Below are 22,788 nucleotides of genomic sequence, written 5' to 3'. Positions count from 1 at the left end.
GCCGACGGACGATTGCCGGTCCGTCTCCAGCCGTTCAATGGGCGAAGATATCAGGCTCCTCATAGCCCAGCAGGTCAAGCGCGCCGCGGGTGGGCAGGAAGCGGAAGCAGGCCTCGGCGAGCTCCAGCCGGCCCTCGCGCCGCAGCAGCGCCTCCAGCTTCGCCCAGAGCGCGTGCAGGTGCAGCACGTCCGAGGCGGCATAGGCCAGTTGCTCGGAGCTCAGCTCCGGCGCGCCCCAATCCGAGCTCTGCTGCTGCTTCGACAGCTCGACCCCCAGCAGTTCCTTGCAGAGATCCTTGAGACCGTGCCGGTCGGTGAAGGTGCGGACCAGCTTGGCGGCAACCTTGGTGCAGACCACCGGCGCCACCGTCACCCCCAGGTGCTGCCGCAGCGCGGCGCAGTCGAAGCGGGCGAAGTGGAACAGCTTGACCCGGTCAGGGTCGGTCAGCAGGCGCTTCAGGTTCGGGCAATTGGCGCCGCGGCCGCCGAGCGCTTCCGGGATGATCTGCACCAGATGGGCATCGCCGTCACCGGCCGAGAGCTGCACCAGGCACAGCCGGTCGCGGTGCGGGTTGAGTCCCATGGTTTCGGTGTCGATTGCGACCATCGGGCCGAGGTCGAGGCCTTCGGGCAGATCGTGCCGGTGCAGGCGGATCACGGCGGGGCTCCTGGCTGAGGTCCCGCGGGAGAACAGCGTCACCGCCATCGGTGATATGTCGCGGGGGAGGGCGGTGGTGCCCAGGAAAGGACTCGAACCTTCACGACCTTGCGGTCACTGGCACCTGAAGCCAGCGCGTCTACCAATTCCACCACCTGGGCATCTGCTGCACTTAGTCGCTGCAGAGGAGGCGCGAAATAGAGGCCGGCGATGCCGTCGTCAAGCACCCCCCAGCGAAGTTTGCGACATTCGTTTCCGATCGGGCAGGTCCGCCGCTCCGCCGTCCCGGCGGTGCTCCCGCGGGCCGCAGGCAGCACCCGGAGAGGCCGGCCACGGCGTCAGGCGGCGGCGCTTTCCGCCGCCGCCAGCGCCGGCAGGCGCAACCGGAACAGGGCGCCGCCGCCGGGGGCGTCCTCCACCTCGATGCTGCCGCGATGCAAATCGGCAACCCGCTGCACGATAGCCAGGCCAAGCCCGGCGCCGCGCCGCCGCGTCGCGCGTTCCCCCTGCGATCGCCAGAAGCGGCGGAACACCAGCTCCCGCTGCTGCAGCGGCACGCCGGGCCCCTGGTCGGCAACCTCCACCATGCCGGGGGCCAGGACGCCGACGCGCACCTTGCCTGCCGCCGGGCTGTGGCCGAGGGCGTTGTGCAGCAGGTTGAGGATGGCCTGATACAGCGGCTCCTCATGGCCGTCGACCAACACCGGCTCGGCCGGCGTGTCGAGCACCAGCTCCACACCTTGCCTGGCCGCCAGCGGGTCGAGGAATTCGACCGCCGCCTCGGCCAGCGCCCGCAGATCCACCGGCGTGCCGGAGGGAGCGATCTCCGCGGTGTCGATCTCGGCCAGGATCAGCAGCTGGTCGACGATGCGTTCCAGCGCGGTGACATCGTGGTCGAGCAGCGCACCGGTGCGGCGGTCCTGGATCAGCTCCGCATGCGCCTTCAGCACGGCCAGCGGGGTCCGCATCTGGTGCGCCGCCTCTGCGGTGAAATGGCGCTGCGCGTCGAAAGCCCGCTCGGCACGGTCGAGCGCGGCGTTCATCGCCCGCACCAGCGGTCGGATCTCATCCGGGGTCTCGTCCTCCGGCAGGCGCTCGTTGGCGCCCGACAGCGCCGCGGCGCGGCGCGACAGCAGGTGGATCGGCCGCATGCAGAGATGCAGCGTGCCGAAGCACACCGCCGCCAGCGCCACGAAGACCGGCAGGATCACCCAGGACACGCGGGCGAGGAAATCCGCCGAAAGATCGTCGGTCACCACATCCGGGTGGATGACGTTATCCGCCACCTGGACGATCAGCGGCGTGCCCGCGATCTCCACGGGGATGGAGAGTCCGCGCAGAACCATGCCGCCGCGACGCAGGCGGAAGGTGGCCGGCTCCTCGAAGGTCGAATTCGGCAGGACGATCGGCACGTCGCCCGGCATCTGGTCCATCGAGGACAGCACCGCCCGGCCGGAGCCGTCCCGCACCGCGTAGAAGGCACGGCCATAGGCGGGGTCGAAGCGGCTGGCGAGGACCTGCGGCAGGTCCAGGTGCCATTCGCCGGTGTCGTCCGAATAGCGCAGCCCGCTTGCCAGCGTATGCGCATTCGCCGCCAGCACCTCCAGTTCCTTGTCGGCGATCACCACCGTGTTGCGGCTGAGCAGCAGGCCGACCGATGCGGCGGCGGCGACGAGGGTGGCGGCCAGCAGGATGACGACGCCGGTCCGGGTAAGCGATCGCGGCATGAAGGATCGCGAAGATCGCATCAGGAGTCGGCGCCGGTGGCGGCATGGACGATGCGGTAGCCGAAGCCGCGTTGGTTCTCGATCCTGACATCCGGCGCGGCGGCCTCCAGTGCCTTGCGCAGCCGGTTGACATAGACCTCGATGGCGCCGCTCTCCGGCCCGCCCTCGAAATTGCTCAGCGCGTTCTCGATTGTGGCGCGCGGCACGAAGCGGCCACGCGCCAGCAGCAGCGTCTCCAGCACCATCGACGGCCGCAGGGTCAGCCGCAGCGCCGCGCCGTTCACGCTCGCCATCCGCGATGACTGGTCGTACTCCAGCGGTCCCAGCCGCAGCGTCGGGCTGGCCGCACCGGCGGCCCGGCGGGTCAGGGCGCGCATCCGGGCATGCAGCTCCGCCGCGGCGCAGGGCTTGACCACGTAATCATCCGCGCCGGCGTTCAGCCCGGCGATGCGCTCGGCGACCCGGCCGCGCGCGGTGAGGATCAGGATCGGCAGCGGATCGCCGACCATGCGCAGGCCGCGCACGAGGCTGATGCCATCGCCATCCGGCAGGCCGAGATCGAGCACCATCACCCGGTAATCGGCCGAGCGCAGCGCCGCATAGGCGTCGGCGCAACTCCCCACGACATCGACCAGCCAGCCATGCCGGCGCAGCGCCTCGCCGACGAGTTCAGCGAGGCGGGCGTCATCCTCGACAAGCAGGGTCCGCAGCGTCCGTTCTCCAATTCCCGTCGGCGACACCGGGGCGGGACCGCCCGGGTGGCGCAATTCATCAGTGAATACATGAGGCTGGAAGCCCGGTACCGCAAGATATTCTGGAATCGTTCCAGTTGGCGCCTGACCCGGCGGCGCATCCATCACCGGCAGCGGCCGGCGCCGCTGGTTCCGGGCGGCCGAACCCGGCTACATCGCCCGCTGGCCGACCGGGAACAGCGGCCCGCCATAGCCGGCCTCGACCGGGATGCGGAGCAGGCGGGTGCCGGTCGCATCGGTTTCCAGCCGCGGCTGTACCGTCACCACCGGCTGCGCCGCCGCCGTCTCCAGCGCCATCGTTAGCGAGGTGGCGCCGACCAGCCGGCCGAGGTTCATCCGGGTCGGGAACAGCAGTGTCCTTGTGCCGGCCGCGGCTTCGGCCAGAGCCGCCTCGGGGGAAATCCAGACGCTGTCCACCGCCTCATGCCCGTCATGCGTCGCGGCATGGCCGCCGGGCGCCGGGGCCAGGAAGAAATGCGTATCGAACCGCTTGGCCAAGTCGTCCGGCGTCACCCAATGGGCGAAGCGCACCAGCGCCCCGATGTCGGGCACCAGCGCCTCCGCCTGCAGCAGCGCCGCGAAGCCGCGGCTGCCGGCGTTGAGCGCGTCGCGATGCGCCGCGGCGACAGCGGCGCCCTGGTCCGGCGTCAGCGGCACGCCGCTGGCGGTGCGGGCCAGCAGCAGCCCGCTTTCCTCGAAGGCCTCGCGGATGGCGGCGACACGGAAGGCAGCGAAGGGGTCGGTGGCGCCTAGTCCGGCGGCGATCTCCGCATCCGCCGCCTCAACACGGCCGCCAGGGAAGACCAGCGCGCCGGCGGCGAATTCGATCTGCCGATGGCGCACCACCATGAACACCTCCGGCCCCGAGGCGGAGTCGCGCAGCAGCAGGACGGTGGCGGCGGGGCGGGCGGGGGCGGGGGTGCTCTCGGACATCAGTTCTGCCTATTCGATGCGAAGGCCGGAGGATTGGATCAGCGGCGCCCAGCGAACGTGCTCGGCGCGGATGAAGGCGGCGAAGCTCTCGGCGCTGCCGCCAACCACTTCGCCCGCTTGATTCTGCTCGACCATGCGCCGCACCTCGGGTTGTTGCGCCACCGCGTTGAAAACGCGGTTGGCGGCGGCGATGATCTCCACTGGCAACCCGGCGGGGCCGACGATGCCGTGCCAGACCGTCGCCTCGAAGCCCGGCAGTGTCTCGGCCACGGTCGGGACCTCCGGTAGCAGCCCGACCCGCTTCGGGGAAGCGACGGCCAATGCCCGCAGCTTGCCCTCGCGCAGGAAGGGCAGGCTGGTGGAGACGGTGATGAAGGAGCTGCCAGTCTCGTTCGCCAGCAGGCTGCGGACCACCTCGGCGCCGCTGCGATAGGGCACCGGGGTCATCCGGATGCCGGATTGGCGGAGGAACATCTCCTGCGCCAGATGCCCGACATAGCCGATGCCGGGATGGGCGTAGACCATGTCGCGCTCGCGCTTCGCCAGCGCGACCAGCCCGGCCACATCGCGCGCCGGGGAGGCCGCCGGCACCACCAGTGCCAGCGGCAGGTTCACCAGATGGCAGATCGCGGCGAAGCTCCCGACCGGGTCATAGGATAGGCTCGGCTGCAGTTCCTTGCCGATGGCGTTGGCGCCGAGATCGGCCATCATCAGCGTTGCGCCATCCGGCCGTGCCTGGGCCACCGTCGCGCCGGCGATGGTGCCGCCGGCCCCGGCGCGGTTCTCCACCACCAGGGTCTGGCCACCGGCCTGGGCGGGAAAGGCGTTGGCCACCGTGCGGGCCAGGGTGTCGATGGCCCCGCCGGCGCCGAAGGGCAGCACCAGCCGCACTGTCCGGTCCGGCCAGGCGGCCTGGGCGTGCGCCGGGTGGGCGGCGGCCAGCAGCGCCGGGAGGGCCAGGGCGGCGCGGCGGCCGACGGCAGGATGGGTGACGGTCATGATGGATTGTTGCCTCCCTGATTTGTCAGCAGGCTGCCTCTACCCCTGCCGCGGCGCAACCCGGCGCGTAGGATGGGGGGTCCGCCGCGGGAGCTCCGAGAGATGACCTGGTCCATTGTTGCCCATGACAGCGTCACCGGCGCCTTTGCTGTCGCCGTCACCACCTGCGCCTTCGCCGTCGGCGCCAGCTGCCCCTTTGTCCGTGCCGGGGTCGGCGCGGTCTCGACGCAGTCCATGACCAACCGCTATCTCGGTCCGGCGATCCTGGATGCGATGCAGCGCGGTCTGCATCCGGCGGCGGCCATCGAGGGTGCGCTGGTCGGCGACGAGGGCCGCGGCATCCGTCAGGTGCACGCCGTGGACCGGCACGGCCGCAGTGCCGCCTGGACCGGCGAGAATTGCGTCGAATGGTGCGGCCACAGCACCGCCGAGGGCTTCTCCGTCGCCGGCAACATGCTGGCCGGGCCGGCGGTGGTGGCGGACACCTACGCCCGCTTCGCCGCCGATGCGTCGCTGCCGCTGCCGGACCGGCTGATGGCGGCGCTCGATGCCGGAGAGGCGGCAGGCGGTGACCGGCGCGGCCGGCAATCCGCGGCGATGCTGATGGTGACGACGGAGGATTTCCCCGACCTCAACATACGGGTCGATGACCATCTGGCTCCGCTCGATGAACTCCGGCGTCTGCTGGGCGTCTGGACCCGGGAGCGGCAACCGGCGCTGCTGGAGATGCCGCGGCGGGGCAACCCCTCCGGCCGGGTGGACCTCGACGGGATCGAGGCGGATTGGCGGGCCCGGGGGCTGGCCTTGCGGTTCCGTCGCTGAATCGCGGCCTTGCCAGAGTAACCTTCCGAGCCGTCGCTTGGTTGTGCAGAGAGATGACGGAGGTGCGCGTTTAGGTTGATATAGAATAATATATACGTTTTTATGAGGATATGATGTCCTATCGCCTGATTATCGGGACCTGGAATGCCGACACCCTCCATGGCTCCGCCGAAGCCGAGCTGATCTGGGCTGGTGCCGGCAATGACCTCATCTACGGCGACGGCCTCGACGGGCCGCACCCACCGATCTTTCCGGAGCCCTATACGGATGTCGTCATCCCCGGCAACCTGATCGACGCCGGCTTCGGCGACGATACGGTGCATGCCGGCTACGGGGCGGATTACGCCAACGGCAGCCTCGGCAACGACCTGATCTCCGGCTGGGGCGTGCTGGCGGAGAGCAATCCCTACCGCGACGCCTACGCCCGCGACAGCGATGGTGCCGACACGCTGCTGGGCGGCGACGGCAATGACACGCTGCTCGGCGGCGGCGGGGCCGACTTTCTTCACGGCGACGCCGGCGACGACGTGCTGGAAGGCGGCGTCGCCGCCGATACCTTGACCGGCGGCGCCGGCGCCGACCGCTTCGTCTTCGGCGCCCTCGACAGCCGGGCGAAGCTGCCGGTATTCGACACCCGCGGCGATGTGGTGACGGATTTCGAGGACGGGCTGGACAAGCTCGACTTCTCCCACCTGCGGTCGATCGTCCCGGATGCGGCCCTCGACATTCTGGGCGAGGCGGCGTTCACCGACGCCACGCATCTGCAGGTTCGCAGCAGCGTCGTCGACGGCAACACCCTGGTCGAGGTCTGGGTACCGATCTACTCGCTGCCGCCCGACGAGGTGCCGACCCAGGGCAACGTCAGCATCACCTTGCTCGGCGAGCATCATCCGGGCGCGGGCGACTTCCTCTTCGCCTGAAGGCCGCGCGCTCGTACAGCCGGCGCCGATCCAGGAGAGAGGGGAGGGGCGTATGCGCCGTTTGAGGATTGCCGCCATCGGCGGCGACGGCATCGGGCCGGAGGTGATCGCCGCCGGCTGCCGCGTGCTGGCGGCGACCGCCGCCGCCGATGGCGGCTTCGCCTGCGATATCCAGGATTTCGACTGGGGCAGCGCGATGTACCGCACTACCGGCCAGATGATGCCGGCGGACGGGCTGCGCCAGCTCGAAGGCTTCGACGCCATCTTTTTCGGCGCCGTCGGCGCGCCCGACATCCCCGACCATGTCACGCTCTGGGAGCTGCGGCTGGCGATCTGTCAGGGCTTCGACCAATACGCCAATGTCCGGCCGACCCGGCTGCTGCCCAGCGTGACCGGCCCGCTGCGCGAGGAACTCGGCCGGCAGATCGACTGGGTGATTGTGCGGGAGAATTCCGAGGGCGAATACGCCGGCGTCGGCGGCCGGGCCCATCGTGGGCTGCCGATCGAGGTCGGCATGGATGTCGCGGTCTTCACCCGCGCCGGGGTCGAGCGCATCTGCCGCCATGCCTGCGAGATCGCCATGTCCCGCCCGCGCAAGCACCTGACCGTGGTGACCAAATCCAATGCCCAGCGCCACGGCATGGTGTTCTGGGACGAGGTCTGCGCCGGCGTGACCGCCCAGTACCCGGAACTGACGGTGGAGAAGGTGCTGGTCGATGCGATGACCGCGCGCATGGTGATGCAGCCGGGGCGGGTCGACACCGTGGTCGCCACCAACCTGCATGCCGATATCCTCTCCGACCTGGCCTCGGCGTTGGCCGGCTCGCTCGGCATCGGCGCCACCGGCAACATCGACCCGTCCCGCAAGCGCCCCTCGATGTTCGAGCCGATCCACGGCTCGGCCTTCGACATCACCGGCAAGGGCATCGCCAACCCGCTGGGCGCCTTCTGGACCGCGGCGATGCTGCTGGAGCACCTCGGCGAGGCCGCGGCCGGGCGTCGCCTGATGGCGGCGGTGGAGGCGGTGACAGGGCGCGGCGCGGTGCTGACCCCGGACCTCGGCGGCACCGCAACGACCGCTGCGGTGACCGATGCGGTGATCGCCGCCTTGGCCGGCATCAATGCCTGAGCCAAGCCGCGAGAGAATTACGAAACGACCTTGAACGCTTTGTAAGTCTGGGCGATTTCTTCTTGTAACGGGCCCGGCGCCAAGCCGGCCCGCAGGAGAGATCGGCCATGGACCGCAGGACTATTCTGAAGCTCGGTGCCGCAGTTGCGACTCTTCCGGCAGGGCTTGCGAGGCCGGCCATTGCTCAGGGTGGGCCGGTGCTCCGGCTTGGCGTGCTGAACGACCAGTCGGGTCTCTATGCCGACCTGACCGGCCAGGGCTCGGTCGTCGCCACGCGCATGGCGATCGAGGATTTCAAGGTGGCGGAGAAGGGCATCCGCGTCGAGGTGATCGCGGCCGACCACCAGAACAAGCCGGATGTCGGCTCCAACATCGCCCGGCAGTGGTTCGACCGCGATGGCGTGGATGTGATCCTCGACGTCCCGACCTCCTCCGTCGCGCTCGCCGTCTCATCGGTGACCAAGGAACGGGACAAGGTGTTCCTGAACTCCGGCGCGGCGACGGCCGATCTCACCGGCCCGGCCTGCACGCCGAACACCATCCACTGGTCCTACGACACCTGGATGCTGGCCAACGGCACCGGCAAGACCATGGTCGCGGCCGGTGGCCGCACCTGGTACTTCATCACCGCCGACTATGCCTTCGGCCATGCGCTGGAGCGCGACACCATGGCGAAGGTCAGGGAAGGCGGCGGCCAAGTGCTGGGCTCGGTACGCACGCCCTTCCCGGGCACCACCGATTTCAGCAGCTTCCTGATGCAGGCCCAGGCCAGCCGGGCGCAGGTGATCGGCCTGGCCAACGCCGGCGGCGACACCATCAACAGCATCAAGCAGGCGGCGGAATTCGGGTTGACCCGGCGCGGCACCAAGATCGCCGCGCTGCTGTTCCAGGTGACCGACGTGCACGCGCTCGGCCTGCAGACGGCGCAGGGGCTGAACCTGACGGAATCCTTCTACTGGGATTTGAACGACGGTACCCGCGCCTTCACCGAGCGGTTCCACCCGCAGTTCCGCGGCATCCGCCCGACCCAGATCCACGCCGGCTGCTATTCCTCCACCCTGCACTACCTGAAGGCGGTGGAGGCAATGGGCGGCGTCGAGGCGGCGAAGCGCAGCGGCGCCGCGACGGTGGCCAGGATGAAGGAGATCAAGACCAGCGACCCGCTGTTCGGCGAGGGCGAGGTGCGCGCCGATGGGCGCAAGATCCACCCTGTCTACCTTTTCGAGGTGAAGAAGCCCGAGGAATCGAAGGGCCCCTGGGATTACTACAAGCTGGTCCGCACCATTCCGGCGAATGAGGCATTCCGGCCGATCGCCGAGGGCGGCTGCCCGCTGGTGCGGAGCTAAAACAGCATCGCCAGCAGCCGGTGATAGGGGCCGCGCAGGCGCGGCTGGATCGAGGAGGCGAAAGGGCAGGGGGCCGCGTTAGCCCGGCTCGATCCCTGCCTCCTTCGCCCGCTGCGTCAGCTCCTTGATCTGGTCGCGCAGGAAGCTCCGGAACCACTCCGGCTCGGTCGGCCGCGGCACATAGCCGAGGCGGGCGACGCGGTCGGCAAATTCCGGCGAGGCCAGAACCTTGTTCATCGCCGCATTCGCCCGCGCCACCACCGGCGCCGGGGTGCCGGCAGGGGCCGACATGCCGAACCAGAAGGTGAAGCCATAGCCTGGCAGCGTCTCCGCCGCCGAGGGGATCTCCGGTGCCAGCGGGAAGCGCTGCGGCAGGGTTACCGCCAGCGCCCGCACCTTGCCCTCGCGGATCTGCGGCATGCCGGCGGGGAAATCCGTCCAGGTGCTGTCGATTCGCCCGGCAATGACATCGGTCAGCGCTTCCGGCCCGCCGCGATAGGGCACCGCGGTCATTTCCACCCCACCCATCCGCGCCAGGGTCGCCGAGGCGATCAGCGCGCTCGAATTGCCGTGGCTGTAGGTCAGCTGGCCCGGTCGCTGTTTCGCCAGCGCGATCAGCCCGGCCAGGTCCTTCGCCGGCGAGGCGGCCGGCACCACCAGGATGTAGGCGGTTTCGGCGATGAAGCCGATCGGGGTGAAATCCTTGAGCGGGTCATAGGGCAGCCGCGGCACGGTATAGGTGTTCAGCGCACCATTGGTGACGCTCACCACGCACCAGGTATGGCCATCCGCCGGGCTGCGGGCGGCGCTCTCGGTGCCGACCACGCCATTGCCGCCGGGGCGGTTGTCGACGATCACCGGCTGGCCGAGCTCACGCCCCAGCGGTTCCGCCAAATGGCGCATCAGCGTGTCGGTGACGCTGCCGGCGGGGAAGGCGACAACCAGGCGGATCGGCCGGTCCGGCCAGCCCTGTGCCCTGGCCAGGCTGGGCAGCAGCAGGGCCGGGGCGGCCAATGCGACACGACGCGAGAAAGCCATCAATGCACTCCGGGGATCAGTGGGTAGCGGCATTGCTATCACGGCGTCAGATATCGGCAATGTCCGTGCTCCGGCGCGGCCGGCACTGACGACGATGCGCCATGGTGGCGATCAGCCCGCCTGCGAGAACCCGGTGCCACCGTCCGCCTCGGCAGCGATGCGCCAGTCCGGGCTGGCCGCTGCGCTTCCGGGTGCCGGCAAGCGCGCTGGTGTTGTGGCGCGGCATGCGGACGCTGGCGTCGCGGTGATGATCACGGTGCCGAGCCCGGCGTCCCGCCAGGCGACAACTTGCCAGTGGTGGCGCCGCGGGCTGATGGCGCCGGCGCTGCGGCGGGCGAGCGTCAGAAATCCGGATCGGCGTAATGCGGCGGCGGCGTCACGCCGCTGACCCGGTCGGCCAGCAGAGGGCGGAAGGCGGGGCGGGACTTCATCCGCGCATACCACTCCTTCGCCGATTCATTGGTGCTCCAATCCACGTCGCCGATGTAGTCGAGCGCCGAGAGATGCGCCGCGGCGGCGAAATCCGCGAGGCTCACCTGCGGCCCGGCCAGCCAGGCGCGGGTTTCCGCCAGCCAGCCAAGGTATTCCAGATGCGGCCGGAGGTTGGCGTAACCGGCGCGGATTACCCCGGAATCCGGATTGCCGCGGCCGAGCAGCCGCTTCATCTGCTTCTCGTAGTAGAGGTTGCGGGTGACCTCGGTGTTGAATTTGTCGTCGAACCAGGACACCAGCCGCCGCACCTCGGCGCGTTCCGCCAGGGTCCGGCCGAACAGCGTGATGTCCGGATAGGCCTCGTCGAGGTACTCGCAGATGGCGTAGCTGTCGGCGATCGCCAGGCCGGTCTCCTCGATCAGCACCGGCACGGTGCAGGCCGGGTTCATGTCGAGGAATTCCGGGCGGCGGTCCCAGACCCGCTCGACCCGCAATTCGAAGGGAATCCGCTTCTCCGCCAATGCGAGGCGGACCTTGCGGGCATAGGGCGACAGCGGCAGGTGATGAAGGATGCGCACCGGCGGCTTATGCCACCGGTGCGATCCGTGGAGAAGCTGTTGCGGCGCAGCGGAGGAGGTTATTCGCCTTCCCCGCGCGCCAACCCGGTCCCTGGTGCCAGGCCGTGCGCTTCCCGCCTTCGGTTGTTCCAACCCCAGGCGGTCACGCTCTACTCCGCCGCGACGGCCACCGGGTCGCGCATCGGCGCGGCCAGGTATTTCGCGTATTCCTTCGGCACCGCGTGCCAGAAGCGCGTCCGCTCCTCCGTCCAGTCGTTCAGCAGCCGGGCGGCGAGGCGCGATCCCGTCTCCTCGGCGTGCCGGGCGATCAGCGTCTTCAGCGCCGCCTCCCAATGCGCGGAGGCGAGGCGCGACCACAGCAGCGTGTCGGGGTTCACCCGCTTCTCGAAGGTGTCGTCGGCGTCGTAGAGGAAGGCCATGCCGCCGGTGAAGCCGGCGCCGAAATTATCTCCGACCGGGCCGAGGATGACGACGGTGCCGCCGGTCATGTACTCGCAGCCATTGGCGCCGCAGCCTTCCACCACCGCCGTCGCGCCGCTGTTGCGGACGGCGAATCGCTCGCCGGCCTGGCCGCCGGCGAAGAGCTCACCCGCCGTCGCGCCATAGAGGCAGGTGTTGCCGATGATGCTGTTCTCGTTCCAGACCAATGCCGAGGAGGGCGCCGGCCGCACCACGATGGAGGCGCCGGACAGCCCCTTGCCGACATAGTCGTTGGCGTCGCCGAATACCTCTAGCTTCAGGCCGCGCACCGCGAAGGCGCCGAGCGATTGGCCCGCGGTGCCGCGCAGCCGCACCGTCAGATGCCCCGGCTGCAGCCCGGACATGCCGAATTTCCGCACGATGCGGCTGCTGATCTTGGTGCCGATCGCCCGGTGGGTGTTCCGGATGTTGTAGGCGAGTTGCATCTTCTCGCCCCGCTCGAACAGCGGCTGGGCATCGCGGATCATGTCCGCGTCCAGCGTCTCCGGCACCTCGTTGCGGCCGTCCAGCGTGCAGTAGCTGGCATGCGGGCCGGCATCCGCCTTGACCAGCAGCGGGTTGAGGTCGAGGTCGTCGAGATCCTCGGAGCCGCGGCTGACCTGCTTCAGCAGCTCGGTCCGGCCGATCACGTCGGTCAGCTTGCGGAAGCCGAGGGAGGCGAGGATCTCCCGCACCTCCTCCGCCACGAAGCTGAACAGGTTGATCACCTTTTCCGGGGAGCCAGCGAATTTCTGCCGCAGCGTCTCGTCCTGGGTGCAGACGCCGACCGGGCAGGTGTTGCTGTGGCACTGCCGCACCATGATGCAGCCCATGGCGACCAGGCTGGCGGTGCCGATGCCGAACTCCTCGGCGCCGAGCATGGCGGCGATGACCACGTCGCGGCCGGTCTTGATGCCGCCATCGGTGCGCAGCTTCACCCGGTGTCGCAGCCGGTTCAGCAGCAGCACCTGATGGGTCTCGGAGAGCCCCATCTCCCACGGCAGGCCGGCGTATTTGATGCTCGACTGCGGGCTCGCGCCGGTGCCGCCGGAATGACCGGAGACGAGGATCGCATCCGCCTTCGCCTTGGCGACACCAGCGGCGATGGTGCCGATGCCGGAGCGGCTGACCAGCTTCACGCAGACCGCGGCATCCGGGTTGATCTGCTTCAGGTCGTAGATGAGCTGCGCCAGATCCTCGATCGAGTAGATGTCGTGGTGCGGCGGCGGCGAGATCAGGGTGACGCCGGGGGTCGAGTGCCGCAGCTTGGCGATCAGCCCGGTCACCTTGAAGCCGGGCAGCTGCCCGCCCTCGCCGGGCTTGGCGCCCTGCGCCACCTTGATCTCGATCTCGCGGCAGGCGTTCAGATACTCCGCCGTCACGCCGAAGCGGCCGGAGGCGATCTGCTTGATGGCGCTGTTGGCGTTGTCGCCATTGGCGCGCGGCCGCGCGCGGGCCGGGTCCTCGCCGCCCTCGCCGCTGTCGGAGCGGGCGCCGATGCGGTTCATCGCGATCGACAGCGTCTCATGCGCCTCGGGGCTGAGGGCGCCGAGCGAAATGCCGGGCGCCAGCAGGCGTTTGCGGATCTCGGTGATGCTCTCGACCTCCTCCAGCGGCACCGCCGCGCGGCCATCGGCGCGGAAGTCCAGCAGGTCGCGCAGCGCGACCGGCGGCAGCCGCCGCACCGCTTCCGAATAACGCTTGAAGGTGGTGTAGCTGTCGGTCTCCACCGCACGCTGCAGGGTATGGATCAGGCTGCCGTCGAAGGCGTGATTCTCGCCGCGCTTGCGCAGCTTGTAGAGCCCGCCGACCGGCAGGGTCACCACATCGGCGTCCCAGGCGGTGCGGTGCAGCGCCAGGATGCGGCGGGCGATGCCGGAGAGGCCGATGCCGGAAATGCGGCTCGGCATGCCCGGGAAGAACTCGTTCACCAGGGCGCGTGACAGGCCGATGGCCTCGAAATTCATGCCACCGCGGTAGCTCGACAGCACCGAGATGCCGAGCTTCGACATCACCTTCAGCAGGCCCTTGTCCACCGCCTTCTTGTAGTGCGTGACGCACTCCTTCAGCGGCATGTCGCCGAACAACCCGCGGCGGTGCCGGTCGGCGATACTCTCCTGCGCCAGATAGGCGTTCACCGTGGTGGCGCCGGCGCCGATCAGCACGGCGAAATAGTGCACGTCGACGCATTCGGCGACGCGGACATTGAGGCTGGTGAAGGTGCGGAGCGAGTTCTTCACCAGATGCGTGTGCACGGCGCCGACCGCGAGGATCATCGGGATGGCGGCGCGTTCCGGCCCCTGCTGCTCATCGGTCAGCACGACATGGGCGCAGCCGCTGCGCACGCCTTCCTCCGCCTCGCGCCGGATCCGGTCGATGGCGCGGCGCAGGCCGGCCTCGCCGTCGGCGACGAGGAAGGTGCAATCCACCTCGCAGGCACTGGCGCCCATGTACTGGCGCATGGCGGCGAATTCGGCGTTGGACAGCACCGGGCTGTCCAGCATCAGCATGTCGCACTGCGTCGGGTCCTCGTCGAGGATATTCCCGAGGTTGCCGAGACGGGTCTTCAGCGTCATCACCCGCGTCTCGCGCAGGCTGTCGATCGGCGGGTTGGTGACCTGGCTGAAGGTCTGGCGGAAGTAATGGTGCAGCCCGCGGTACTGGCTTGAAAGCACGGCGATCGGCGTGTCGTCGCCCATGCTGCCGACCGCCTCGGCGCTGTCCTCCACCATCGGATGCAGGATGGTCTCCAGCTCCTCAAGCGTATAGCCGACCGAGAGCTGGCGGCGGCGCAGCTCCTCGCCGCGGAACAGCTCCGGCTCGGCGTTGTCGGCCTTGACGATGCCGTCGATGCGGGTGGTGCGCTCGGTCCATTTGCCGAAAGGTTTGCGGCCGGACAGCATGTCCTTCAGCGCGGTGTCGCTGTAGAATGTGCCCTCCTCCAGGTCGACGGCGATGCACTGGCCGGGGCCGACCCGGCCCTTGGCGACGATCTGCTCCTCCGGCAACTTCACCATGCCGGTCTCGGAGCCGACGATCAGCAGCCCGCTAGCGGTCTGGGTGTAGCGCAGCGGCCGCAGACCGTTGCGGTCGAGGCCGGCGATGATCCAGCGGCCATCAGTGGCGGCAATGGCGGCCGGGCCGTCCCAGGGCTCCATCACCGCATTGCAGTAGAGGAAGAGGTCGCGGTGCGCCTCCGGCATGGTGGCGTTGTTGCTCAGCGATTCCGGGATCAGCATCGCCTTCGCCATGGGCGCGTCGCGGCCGCCGCGCACCAGCAGCTCGAAGACGTTATCGAGCGTCGCGGTGTCGGAGCCGCCGGCCTGGATCACCGGCTTGATGTCGTCCAGATAGGGGTCGAGCAGCGGGTGTGAGAGCCGGGTCTCGTGACTCTTCATCCAATTGGCGTTGCCGTTCACGGTGTTGATCTCGCCGTTATGGGCGATCATCCGGAACGGCTGGGCCAGCCGCCAGGTCGGGAAGGTGTTGGTGCTGTAGCGCTGGTGGTAGACCGCGAAGCGCGAGACGAAGCGCGGGTCGAGCAGGTCGGGGTAGAATTCCGTCAGGCTCTCGGCCAGGAACATGCCCTTGTAGATCAGCGACCGGCAGGACAGCGAGCAGAGGTACAGCTCGTTGATCTGCGCCGCGATCGCCTGCTTCTCGATCCGCCGGCGGATGACGTAGAGGTCACGCTCCTGCGTCGACTCGTCGCGCTGCTCGGGGTCGTAGATCAGGATCTGCTCGATCTCGGGCCGGGTCGCATTGGCCTTCTCGCCGATGCATTCGACGTTGATCGGCACCTGGCGCCAGGAATAGATGGCATAGCCGGCGCCCAGGATCTCGGTCTCGACGATCTGCCGGCAGCGTTCCTGCGCGCCGAAATCGGTCTTCGGCAGGAACACCATGCCGACCGCGATGCGGCCGGGGCGCAGCCGGTCGCCGCCGCGCTGCACCACCTCGGCGAAGAAATCCTGCGGGATCTCGATATGGATGCCGGCGCCGTCGCCGGTCTTGCCGTCGGCGTCGACGGCACCGCGGTGCCACACTGCCTTCAGCGCGTCGATGCCAGCCTGCACCACCTCCCGCCGCGGCTTGCCGTCCAGCGCGGCAACGATGCCGACGCCGCAGGCGTCATGCTCGGTGAGGTCGATATGCGCATCCGCGAGGCGCGCGGTATTGGCCCGGAAGCCCTCGGCGAAAGCCTGCCCGTTCTCGTCCATCACCGTCACTCCGCCGCCGTGGCGAGCGCCTGGCTCGCCTTCGCCTTCACATAGGCATCGATCTGCTCCGCCGCGTCCCGGCCGTCGCGGATCGCCCAGACCACCAGGGATGCGCCGCGGACGATGTCGCCCCCGGCGAAGACGCCGGGCAGCTCCGTCATCATGGTGCGGTGGTGCACCTTCAGCGTGCCCCATTTCGTCACCGGCAGGGCCGGCTCGCCGAAGGCGAGGGGCAGGTCTTCCGGGTCGAAGCCCAGCGCCTTGATCGCCAGGTCGCAGGGAATGGTGAACTGGCTGCCGGCGATCGGCGCCACCTGCTGCCGCCCGGTCGCATCGGGCAGGCCGAGATGCATCCGCACCGCGCGCACGCCGCTGACCTGGCCTTCGCCCCCTCTGGCGGAGCCGGCATCGCCGAGGAACGCCTCGGGCGCCGCCAGCCAGGTGAATTCCACGCCCTCCTCCTCGGCGTTCTTCACCTCCCGCATCGAACCCGGCATGTTCGCCTTGTCGCGCCGGTAGAGGCAGGTGACCGAGGTGGCGCCCTGGCGCACCGCGGTGCGCACGCAATCCATGGCGGTGTCGCCGCCGCCGACCACCACCACCCGCTTGCCCTTCGCATTCAGCGCGCCGGAGGCGAAGTCCGGCACCGCATCGCCGAGGTTGTCGCGGTTGGAAGCGGTCAGGTAGTCGAGCGCGGGGACGATGCCGTCGAGCCCGCTGCCGACGCATTCGATATCGCGCGCCTTGTAGACACCGGTGCCGATGAAGACCGCGTCATGCCGCGCCCGCAGCTCCGCGAGCGAGATGTCCCGGCCGACGGCGAGGTTGAGGTGGAATTGGATCCCGCCGGCCTCGTACTGCTGCCAGCGGCGCAGCACGACGTCCTTCTCCAGCTTGAAGTTGGGGATGCCGTAGATCATCAGCCCGCCGACCCGGTCATAGCGGTCGTAGACATGCACCTGGTAGCCACGCAGCCGCAGCCGTTCGGCCACCGCGAGGCCGGCCGGGCCGGCGCCAATGATGCCGACGCTGTAGGGCAGTTCCTGGCGCGGGGTCGGCGGCCTGACCCAGCCCTTCTCCCAGGCGGTATCCGTTATGTATTTCTCGACGGCGCCGATGGTGACGCTCTCGAAGCCCTTCTCGATGACGCAATTGCCTTCGCACAGCCGGTCCTGCGGGCAGATGCGGCCGCAGATCTCGGGGAAGGTGTTGGTTGCGGAGGAGACTTCGTAGGCTTCCTCGAGACGGCCCTCGGCGGTCAGCTTCAGCCAGTCGGGGATGTTGTTGTTCAGCGGGCAGTGCACCGAACAGAAGGGGACACCGCACTGGCTGCAGCGGCTGGACTGTTCGGCCGCCGCCTCGGCGGCGAATTCGCGATAGATCTCGCCGAAGTCCGAACGCCGCGCCGACAGGTCGCGTTTGTCCGGCTGGGCCTGTCGGAGGCGGACGAATTGCAGCATGCGCTCGGCCATGTCGGATCCTCGGAATGCCGGCGACGCGTGGTGGGCACCGAGGCATGGCTGAAACGACACCAGGCACGACCCAACCGCTGCGGCCGGAAGCTTTGGCGCAGCTTTAGAGCCCTGCCAGCCCGAAGGCGAGTCCTTTTTCCCAGTTAGGGCAGATTATCTGTCCTTTTTCGAGCCGCCCATCATCAAGCTGCCGGACAGGAGAGCAACGTCAAGCATAAAAAAGGCCGAATCGGACCTATCATCCGGCGTGCTGCGGCCGGCGCCCGCCACCCGGCCGGAAACGCAGCAGATAGCCCGGCACCACCGCCTCCATCGCCTTCGGGCTGATCCCGAGCGCCGGCAGCCCCGGCGCCTCGCCCGTGCAGATGTTGTCACGCTGCAGCATCAAAAGCTGGTCTCGGGTCAGCGGCGGGTTGGGCAGGAATTCCGACAGCCGCGCCTGCAGCCGCACGAGACCGGCCGGCATGTCCACCAGCGGCCGGCGGTGGCCGGTGACCTCCAGGATATAGTGCAGCAACTCGCGGAAGCTGACCGCCCGGGGGCCGCACAGCTCATAGCTGCGGCCCGGCGCCTCCTCGTGCTCGGCCGCCGCCGCCACCGCATCGGCCACGTCGCCGACATAGACCGGCTGGAACCTGGTGGCGCCGGAGACCACCGGCATGAAGGGCAGCATCCGGGCCATGCCGGCGAAGCGGTTGAAGAACTGGTCTTCCGGACCGAAGACGATGGAGGGGCGGAGGATGGTGGCCTGCGGAAAGGCCGCGCGCACCGCCGCCTCGCCCTCGCCCTTGCTGCGGCCATAGGCGGAAGGGCTGGCCGGATCGGCGCCGATCGCCGAGACATGCACCAGCCGCTCGATCCCTGCTGCCGCGGCCAGCTGGGCCACCAGCCCGGCGCCATTGGTGTGGATTCGGGTGAAGTCGTCGCGCCGCCGCTCGTGCAGGATGCCGACCAGGTTGACCACCAGATCGGCGCCGGCGACGGCGCGGGCCACCGCCGGCTCATCCGTCACCGCGGCGGCCAGTGGGACGATCTGGCCGACCCGGCCCTGGGTCTGCAGGAAGCGCGCGGCGGAGGGGTGCCGGCCGGCGACGCGCACGATGTAGTCGCGCTGCGCCAGCCGCTGGACCACATAGCGGCCGATGAAGCCGGAGCCTCCGAATACCGTGGCGACTTTCCTGACGGTGGTTCCGCGCATGATGACCCGAGGCTCCCTGGTAGGCGGCCGCGGACCATATGGCGGGCGTCGTCCGCCGCCAAGCCGTGGAGGTGGCATGGGGAAAGGCAGGAAGAATGGGGACGCTGCCCCATGGCCCCGCCGGAGGGACGGATGTCCTCCAGACCCTGGCCTGTCGAGGCGAAGCTGTTCGACTGGCGGCTGACGGCGGGGTCCAGGGCCAAGCCTTGGCCCCGGCAGGGGTTTAGGGGCAGCGCCTCAGCTTGAATGGAATACCGATCAAACCATTGTTTTTATTGATTTTACTATTCGCGCCATGCCTGCATCTACCTGAACCGCGCCCGCAACCAGGCCGCGGCCTCTGCCACCGCCTGCTTCGCCTTGCCGACATGCCCCACCGCGCGCAGGAAGCCGTGCACGGTTCCGGCGAAGACGGCGCTCTCCACCACCACCCCCGCCTCGCGCAGCCTTGCCGCCATGGCGTGGTTCTCGCTGGCCAACACGTCCAGCTCGGCGATGTGCAGCAGGCAGGGCGGCAGGCCGCGGAGGTCGGCCCGCAGCGGCGCGGCAAAAGGGGAGAGCCGGTCGGCCGCCCGGGGGGCGTAGACGCTCCAGTAGAAGCGCATCCGCTCCTCGCTCAGCCCATAGCCGGTGGCGAATTCCCGGTAGCTCGGGGTGTCGAGCCGGCTGTCGAAGACGCCGTAGTTGAGCAGCAGGCCGCGCAGCGCCAGCGATTCGCCCGACTCCCGCAGGTACAGCGCCAGCCCGGCCGCGAGATTGCCTCCGGCGCTGTCGCCGCCGAGCACGATGCGGCCGGTATCGAGCCCCCATTCCGCCCCATGCGCCGCGACCCATCGCAGCACTCCGGCGCATTCCTCCAACGCTTGCGGGAAGACCGCCTCCGGGCTCAGCGCGTAATCCGGGCCGATGACGGCGCAGCCGGCGGCGGCGGCGTATTCGCGCATCAGCCGGTCATGGGTGTCGATGCTGCCCCAGACCCAGCCGCCGCCATGGATGTAGACCAGCACCGGATGCGGCCCGGGGCCGGGCGGCAGGTGGACCCGGCACTGGATGCGGCGGCCGCGCACCGGCAGCCAGCGGTCCTCGCTGACCGCCAGCGCCGGGCCGCCACCGGCCACGCTCATGCTGAGCTGGTCGTTCAGCGCCCGCGGCCCGTCGAAGGGGAAGGTGAGGGTGATCGGCGGCATTGCCGCCGCCCGCGCTTCCATCATCGCGTTGAACGCCGCCATCTCCGGATCGAGCCGCGCATCCGCCATTGCCTTGAACCCTCATTGTCCGGAAGAAGTGGAGGCGGTCGCGCCGTCCTCCGCAAGGGGGTGTCGCGCGCCGGAGCGGATCACGCCCGGAGGCATCCGCTCCGACAATGAAATGCCTGGTCGGATCGCGGTCCCGACCGGACCGTGATCCGATCCAGCCGCATCTGGAGTCGTGGTGCATCGCCCCATGGTCCTTGCCCAGCCCTTTCGCGGCACTGCCGCCTTTCGCGCCAGCGCGCTGTTCCGGCCCCGCAGCCTGGTGCTGGTGGCGGCGCCCGGGATGGCGGAAGCGCCGGTGCTGGCCAGCAACCTTGCCGCCGGCGGCTTCAAGGGGCGGCTCCATGCCATCGGCATCGCGCAGGAGGGGCTGGCCCCGGCCGGCAGCATCGCCGAACTGTCGGATCCGCCCGACCTCGCCGTGCTCTGCCTGCCGCAGGCGGAGCTCGAGCCGGCGATGCAGGCGCTGGCGGCGCGCGGCTGCTTCGCCGCCATCGTCCCCGTCACGGCACCCGACCTCGCCGCCGTCTCCGCCCGCACCGGGGTCCGGGCGCTGGGGCAGGGCAGCTTCGGCCTCTGCGTGCCGGCCATCGGGCTGAACGCTTCGCTCTCCCATGTCGCGCCGCTGCCGGGGCGGCTGGCGCTGGTGACGCAATCCTCGGCGCTGGCGCGGGCGGTGCTGGACTGGGCGGCCGCCGAGGGCCTCGGCTTCAGCCATGTCATCGGCATCGGCGGCAATGCCACCCTGGGCTTCGCCGCGGCGCTCGACTGGCTGGCGCGGCAGGCGGACACCGGCGCGGTGCTGCTCGACCTGCGGCGGATCCGCAACCGCCGCGCCTTCATCTCCGCTGCCCGCGCGACCGCCCGGACCCATCCGGTGGTCGCGCTGCGCGCCGGCGGGCGGCTGGCCGATGCCGCCGGGATCGGCGATGCGGTGATGGAAGCGGCGCTGCGCCGCGCCGGGGTGCTGCGGGTCTCCGGGCTCGAGGATCTGCTCGCCGCGGCGGAGACGCTGGCCCGGGCCCGGCCGCGCCCTGGCACGGCCCAGGGCGACCGCATCGGCATCGTCACCAATGGCCATGGACTCGGCCTGCTGGCGGCGGATGCGGTGGTCGCCGGTGGCGGCCGGCTGGCGGTGCTGTCGCCGGGGGCGCAGGCCGCCTTTGCCGCGCTGCTTCCAGGTGGCCGTCAACCTGACAACCCGCTCTCGCTCGGCTCCGGAGCCGGGCCGCGGCTCGCCGAGGTGGCCGCCATGATGGCGGCGCTGCCGGAGGTCGATGCGGTGGTCGCGCTGCACGCGCCGGAGCCCTTCGAGCCGGGCGATGTCGCTGCCGAGGCCATGGTGGCGGCCTGCCGAGCCGGCGCCGGCCGCCGCGCCGCGCCGGTGCTGGTGGGCTGGTCCGGCCAGGCGACGGCAGGGCGGCAGCGGCAACTGCTGGCGAATGCCGGGCTCGCGGTGTTCGCCACGCCGGAGGCGGCGGTGCGCGGCGCGCTGCATCTGGCACAGGACCGCCGCAACCGGGCCGCCGCCGCCGAGCTGCCGCCGCGCCAGGTGCTGGAACTGGCGCCCGACCATGCCGCCGTCCGCCGCATCCTGGCCGATGCCCGGGCCGCCGGCAGGCTGGGGCTGACTGAGGAGGAGGCGCTGGGCGTGCTCGCCGCCTATGGCTTGCCGACGGTGCCGGGCCGCCGCGCCGCCGGCCCGGCCGAGGCGGGTGATGCCGCCGCCATGCTCGGCTTCCCGGCGGTGCTCAAGATCCTCAGCCCCGATCTGCCGCACAAGAGCGAGGTGGGCGGCGTGCAGCTCGGCCTCGGCACAGCCGCCCAGGTGCGGGAGGCAGCCGTCGCCATGCTGGCGCGGGTGCGGCAGCGCCGGCCGGAGGCGCGCATCGCCGGCTTCCTGGTGCAGCGCCAGGCGGCGCGGGCGCTGGAGCTGCGGCTCCGGCTCGGCGAGGATCCGATGTTCGGGCCGTGGATCGGCTTCGGCCAGGGCGGCACCGCCGCGGATCTGCTGGAGGATGAGGAATACGATTTGCCGCCGCTGAACCTGGCGCTGGCCGACCAGCTGATCGGCCGGTCGCGGACCGCCAGGCTGCTGGCCGGGTTTCGCGACTGGCCGCCGGCCAATACCGGAGCAGTGGCCGATGCGCTGGTCCGGCTGTCCCAGGTCGCGGTGGACTTCCCGGAGATCGCCAGCCTGACGATCAACCCGCTGTTCGCCGATGCGGCGGGCGTGTTGGCGGCGGATGCGACGCTGGTGCTGCGCCCGGCGGGCGAGGCCGGGGTGCTGGCGGTGGCGCCCTATCCGGCCGAGCTGGCGCGGCCCTTCCGTGTCCGCGACGGGGAGGTGCTGACCATTCGCCCGATTCGGCCGGAAGATGCCGCGGCGCATGCCGAAGCCTTCGGCCGGCTGAGCACCGAGGATGTCCGCTGGCGCTTCTTCTCGCCGCTGAAGGAGATGTCGCCGGCACTGGTCGCCCGGCTGACCCAGATCGACTACGACCGCGAGATGGCCTTTGTCGCCACCCGCCGTCAGGCGGACCGGACGGAGATGACGCTTGGCGTCGCGCGCCTGATCCGCGATCCGGACTCGGCTACCGCGGAGTTCGCGGTGACGGTGGCGCCGGAGATGAAGGGACAGGGGCTTGGCCGTCACCTGATGGAACGGCTGTTCGAATGGGGCCGGGCGGAGGGCGTTGGGCGGGTGCTCGGCCATGTGCTGGCCGATAACGCGCCGATGCTCGGTTTCGTCCGCGCGCTCGGCTTCACCCTTCGGCGGTCGCCGGAGGAGGATGAGGTGTATGAGGCGGTGCTGGAACTGGGCGGGTAGGGATCGCGGCGGGGTGCGCACG

Annotated in this window: 16 protein-coding genes and 1 tRNA gene; 5 read left to right on the top strand and 12 right to left on the bottom strand. The window is 70.0% G+C overall.

Annotated elements, in window-relative coordinates; genetic code table 11:
• Positions 1-34: 34 nt before the first annotated feature.
• From H7965_RS09250 to H7965_RS09225, 6 genes are all read right to left on the bottom strand, one after another.
• Positions 35-706 (bottom strand): ribonuclease D, encoded by a 672-nt coding sequence (locus tag H7965_RS09250; protein ID WP_186770289.1) that lies wholly within the window; start codon positions 704-706, stop codon positions 35-37.
• 26 nt (positions 707-732) lie between these two features.
• Positions 733-819 (bottom strand) — tRNA-Leu (locus tag H7965_RS09245).
• 177 nt (positions 820-996) lie between these two features.
• On the bottom strand, positions 997-2,385 hold the full coding sequence (locus tag H7965_RS09240) for a sensor histidine kinase (RefSeq protein WP_186770288.1): 1,389 nt from the start codon (positions 2,383-2,385) through the stop codon (positions 997-999).
• 20 nt (positions 2,386-2,405) lie between these two features.
• Positions 2,406-3,125: a response regulator transcription factor gene (locus tag H7965_RS09235; protein WP_229682551.1), complete on the bottom strand. Its 720-nt coding sequence runs from the start codon at positions 3,123-3,125 to the stop codon at positions 2,406-2,408.
• Between the two features lie 162 nt (positions 3,126-3,287).
• Positions 3,288-4,070, bottom strand: a complete 783-nt coding sequence (locus H7965_RS09230; RefSeq protein ID WP_186770287.1) for an NUDIX hydrolase — start codon at positions 4,068-4,070, stop codon at positions 3,288-3,290.
• Positions 4,071-4,079: 9 nt separating this feature from the next.
• The gene (locus H7965_RS09225; protein WP_186770286.1) at positions 4,080-5,069 is read right to left on the bottom strand and encodes a Bug family tripartite tricarboxylate transporter substrate binding protein; all 990 of its coding nucleotides are present in this window, start codon (positions 5,067-5,069) and stop codon (positions 4,080-4,082) included.
• Between the two features lie 102 nt (positions 5,070-5,171).
• On the opposite strand from H7965_RS09225, the gene H7965_RS09220 reads away from it, so the two are divergent.
• The 4 genes from H7965_RS09220 to H7965_RS09205 all read left to right on the top strand — a co-directional run bounded on the left by H7965_RS09220 (position 5,172) and on the right by H7965_RS09205 (position 9,286).
• Positions 5,172-5,891 carry a DUF1028 domain-containing protein gene (locus H7965_RS09220; protein WP_186770285.1) on the top strand — a complete coding sequence of 240 codons (720 nt, stop codon included), beginning with the start codon at positions 5,172-5,174 and terminating at the stop codon, positions 5,889-5,891.
• A 113-nt stretch (positions 5,892-6,004) separates the two neighbouring features.
• The gene (locus tag H7965_RS09215) at positions 6,005-6,811 is read left to right on the top strand and encodes a calcium-binding protein (protein ID WP_186770284.1); all 807 of its coding nucleotides are present in this window, start codon (positions 6,005-6,007) and stop codon (positions 6,809-6,811) included.
• Between the two features lie 52 nt (positions 6,812-6,863).
• Positions 6,864-7,940 carry a tartrate dehydrogenase gene (locus tag H7965_RS09210; protein ID WP_186770283.1) on the top strand — a complete coding sequence of 359 codons (1,077 nt, stop codon included), beginning with the start codon at positions 6,864-6,866 and terminating at the stop codon, positions 7,938-7,940.
• A 197-nt stretch (positions 7,941-8,137) separates the two neighbouring features.
• Positions 8,138-9,286 (top strand): ABC transporter substrate-binding protein, encoded by a 1,149-nt coding sequence (locus H7965_RS09205; protein ID WP_456308136.1) that lies wholly within the window; start codon positions 8,138-8,140, stop codon positions 9,284-9,286.
• 78 nt (positions 9,287-9,364) lie between these two features.
• Here H7965_RS09205 and H7965_RS09200 read toward each other — a convergent pair whose 3' ends face one another.
• The 6 genes from H7965_RS09200 to H7965_RS09175 form a co-directional block, all read right to left on the bottom strand.
• Positions 9,365-10,324 (bottom strand): Bug family tripartite tricarboxylate transporter substrate binding protein, encoded by a 960-nt coding sequence (locus H7965_RS09200; protein WP_186770281.1) that lies wholly within the window; start codon positions 10,322-10,324, stop codon positions 9,365-9,367.
• A 341-nt stretch (positions 10,325-10,665) separates the two neighbouring features.
• Positions 10,666-11,334, bottom strand: a complete 669-nt coding sequence (gene fzlA, locus H7965_RS09195; RefSeq protein ID WP_186770280.1) for an FtsZ-binding protein FzlA — start codon at positions 11,332-11,334, stop codon at positions 10,666-10,668.
• 149 nt (positions 11,335-11,483) lie between these two features.
• The gene (gltB, locus tag H7965_RS09190) at positions 11,484-16,013 is read right to left on the bottom strand and encodes a glutamate synthase large subunit (protein ID WP_186770279.1); all 4,530 of its coding nucleotides are present in this window, start codon (positions 16,011-16,013) and stop codon (positions 11,484-11,486) included.
• 5 nt (positions 16,014-16,018) lie between these two features.
• Positions 16,019-17,485 carry an NAD(P)-dependent oxidoreductase gene (locus tag H7965_RS09185; RefSeq protein ID WP_186770278.1) on the bottom strand — a complete coding sequence of 489 codons (1,467 nt, stop codon included), beginning with the start codon at positions 17,483-17,485 and terminating at the stop codon, positions 16,019-16,021.
• Positions 17,486-17,723: 238 nt separating this feature from the next.
• A complete protein-coding gene (locus H7965_RS09180; RefSeq protein WP_186770277.1) occupies positions 17,724-18,683 on the bottom strand; it encodes a complex I NDUFA9 subunit family protein in 960 nt (319 codons plus the stop codon).
• Positions 18,684-18,988: 305 nt separating this feature from the next.
• Positions 18,989-19,939: an alpha/beta hydrolase gene (locus H7965_RS09175; protein WP_186770276.1), complete on the bottom strand. Its 951-nt coding sequence runs from the start codon at positions 19,937-19,939 to the stop codon at positions 18,989-18,991.
• A gap of 175 nt (positions 19,940-20,114) precedes the next feature.
• On the opposite strand from H7965_RS09175, the gene H7965_RS09170 reads away from it, so the two are divergent.
• Positions 20,115-22,766, top strand: coding sequence for a bifunctional acetate--CoA ligase family protein/GNAT family N-acetyltransferase (locus H7965_RS09170; protein WP_186770275.1), 2,652 nt, complete (start codon positions 20,115-20,117; stop codon positions 22,764-22,766).
• The last annotated feature ends 22 nt before the right edge of the window (positions 22,767-22,788 follow it).

Source organism: Siccirubricoccus deserti, assembly GCF_014283215.1.
GTDB lineage: Bacteria > Pseudomonadota > Alphaproteobacteria > Acetobacterales > Acetobacteraceae > Siccirubricoccus > Siccirubricoccus deserti.
Note: the sequence above shows the minus strand (reverse complement) of the source record. Positions and strands in the feature narration are given on the sequence as shown.

Excerpts from the sequence above, each read along its gene's own strand:
- H7965_RS09210 (WP_186770283.1), top strand. The coding sequence starts at position 6,864 with ATGCGCCGTTTGAGGATTGCCGCCATCGGCGGCGACGGCATCGGGCCG.
- H7965_RS09220 (WP_186770285.1), top strand. The coding sequence starts at position 5,172 with ATGACCTGGTCCATTGTTGCCCATGACAGCGTCACCGGCGCCTTTGCT.
- H7965_RS09180 (WP_186770277.1), bottom strand. The coding sequence starts at position 18,683 with ATGCGCGGAACCACCGTCAGGAAAGTCGCCACGGTATTCGGAGGCTCC.
- H7965_RS09225 (WP_186770286.1), bottom strand. The coding sequence starts at position 5,069 with ATGACCGTCACCCATCCTGCCGTCGGCCGCCGCGCCGCCCTGGCCCTC.
- H7965_RS09215 (WP_186770284.1), top strand. The coding sequence starts at position 6,005 with ATGTCCTATCGCCTGATTATCGGGACCTGGAATGCCGACACCCTCCAT.
- H7965_RS09250 (WP_186770289.1), bottom strand. The coding sequence starts at position 706 with ATGGCGGTGACGCTGTTCTCCCGCGGGACCTCAGCCAGGAGCCCCGCC.
- H7965_RS09240 (WP_186770288.1), bottom strand. The coding sequence starts at position 2,385 with ATGCCGCGATCGCTTACCCGGACCGGCGTCGTCATCCTGCTGGCCGCC.
- H7965_RS09175 (WP_186770276.1), bottom strand. The coding sequence starts at position 19,939 with ATGGCGGATGCGCGGCTCGATCCGGAGATGGCGGCGTTCAACGCGATG.
- gltB (WP_186770279.1), bottom strand. The coding sequence starts at position 16,013 with ATGGACGAGAACGGGCAGGCTTTCGCCGAGGGCTTCCGGGCCAATACC.
- H7965_RS09185 (WP_186770278.1), bottom strand. The coding sequence starts at position 17,485 with ATGGCCGAGCGCATGCTGCAATTCGTCCGCCTCCGACAGGCCCAGCCG.
- H7965_RS09230 (WP_186770287.1), bottom strand. The coding sequence starts at position 4,070 with ATGTCCGAGAGCACCCCCGCCCCCGCCCGCCCCGCCGCCACCGTCCTG.
- H7965_RS09200 (WP_186770281.1), bottom strand. The coding sequence starts at position 10,324 with ATGGCTTTCTCGCGTCGTGTCGCATTGGCCGCCCCGGCCCTGCTGCTG.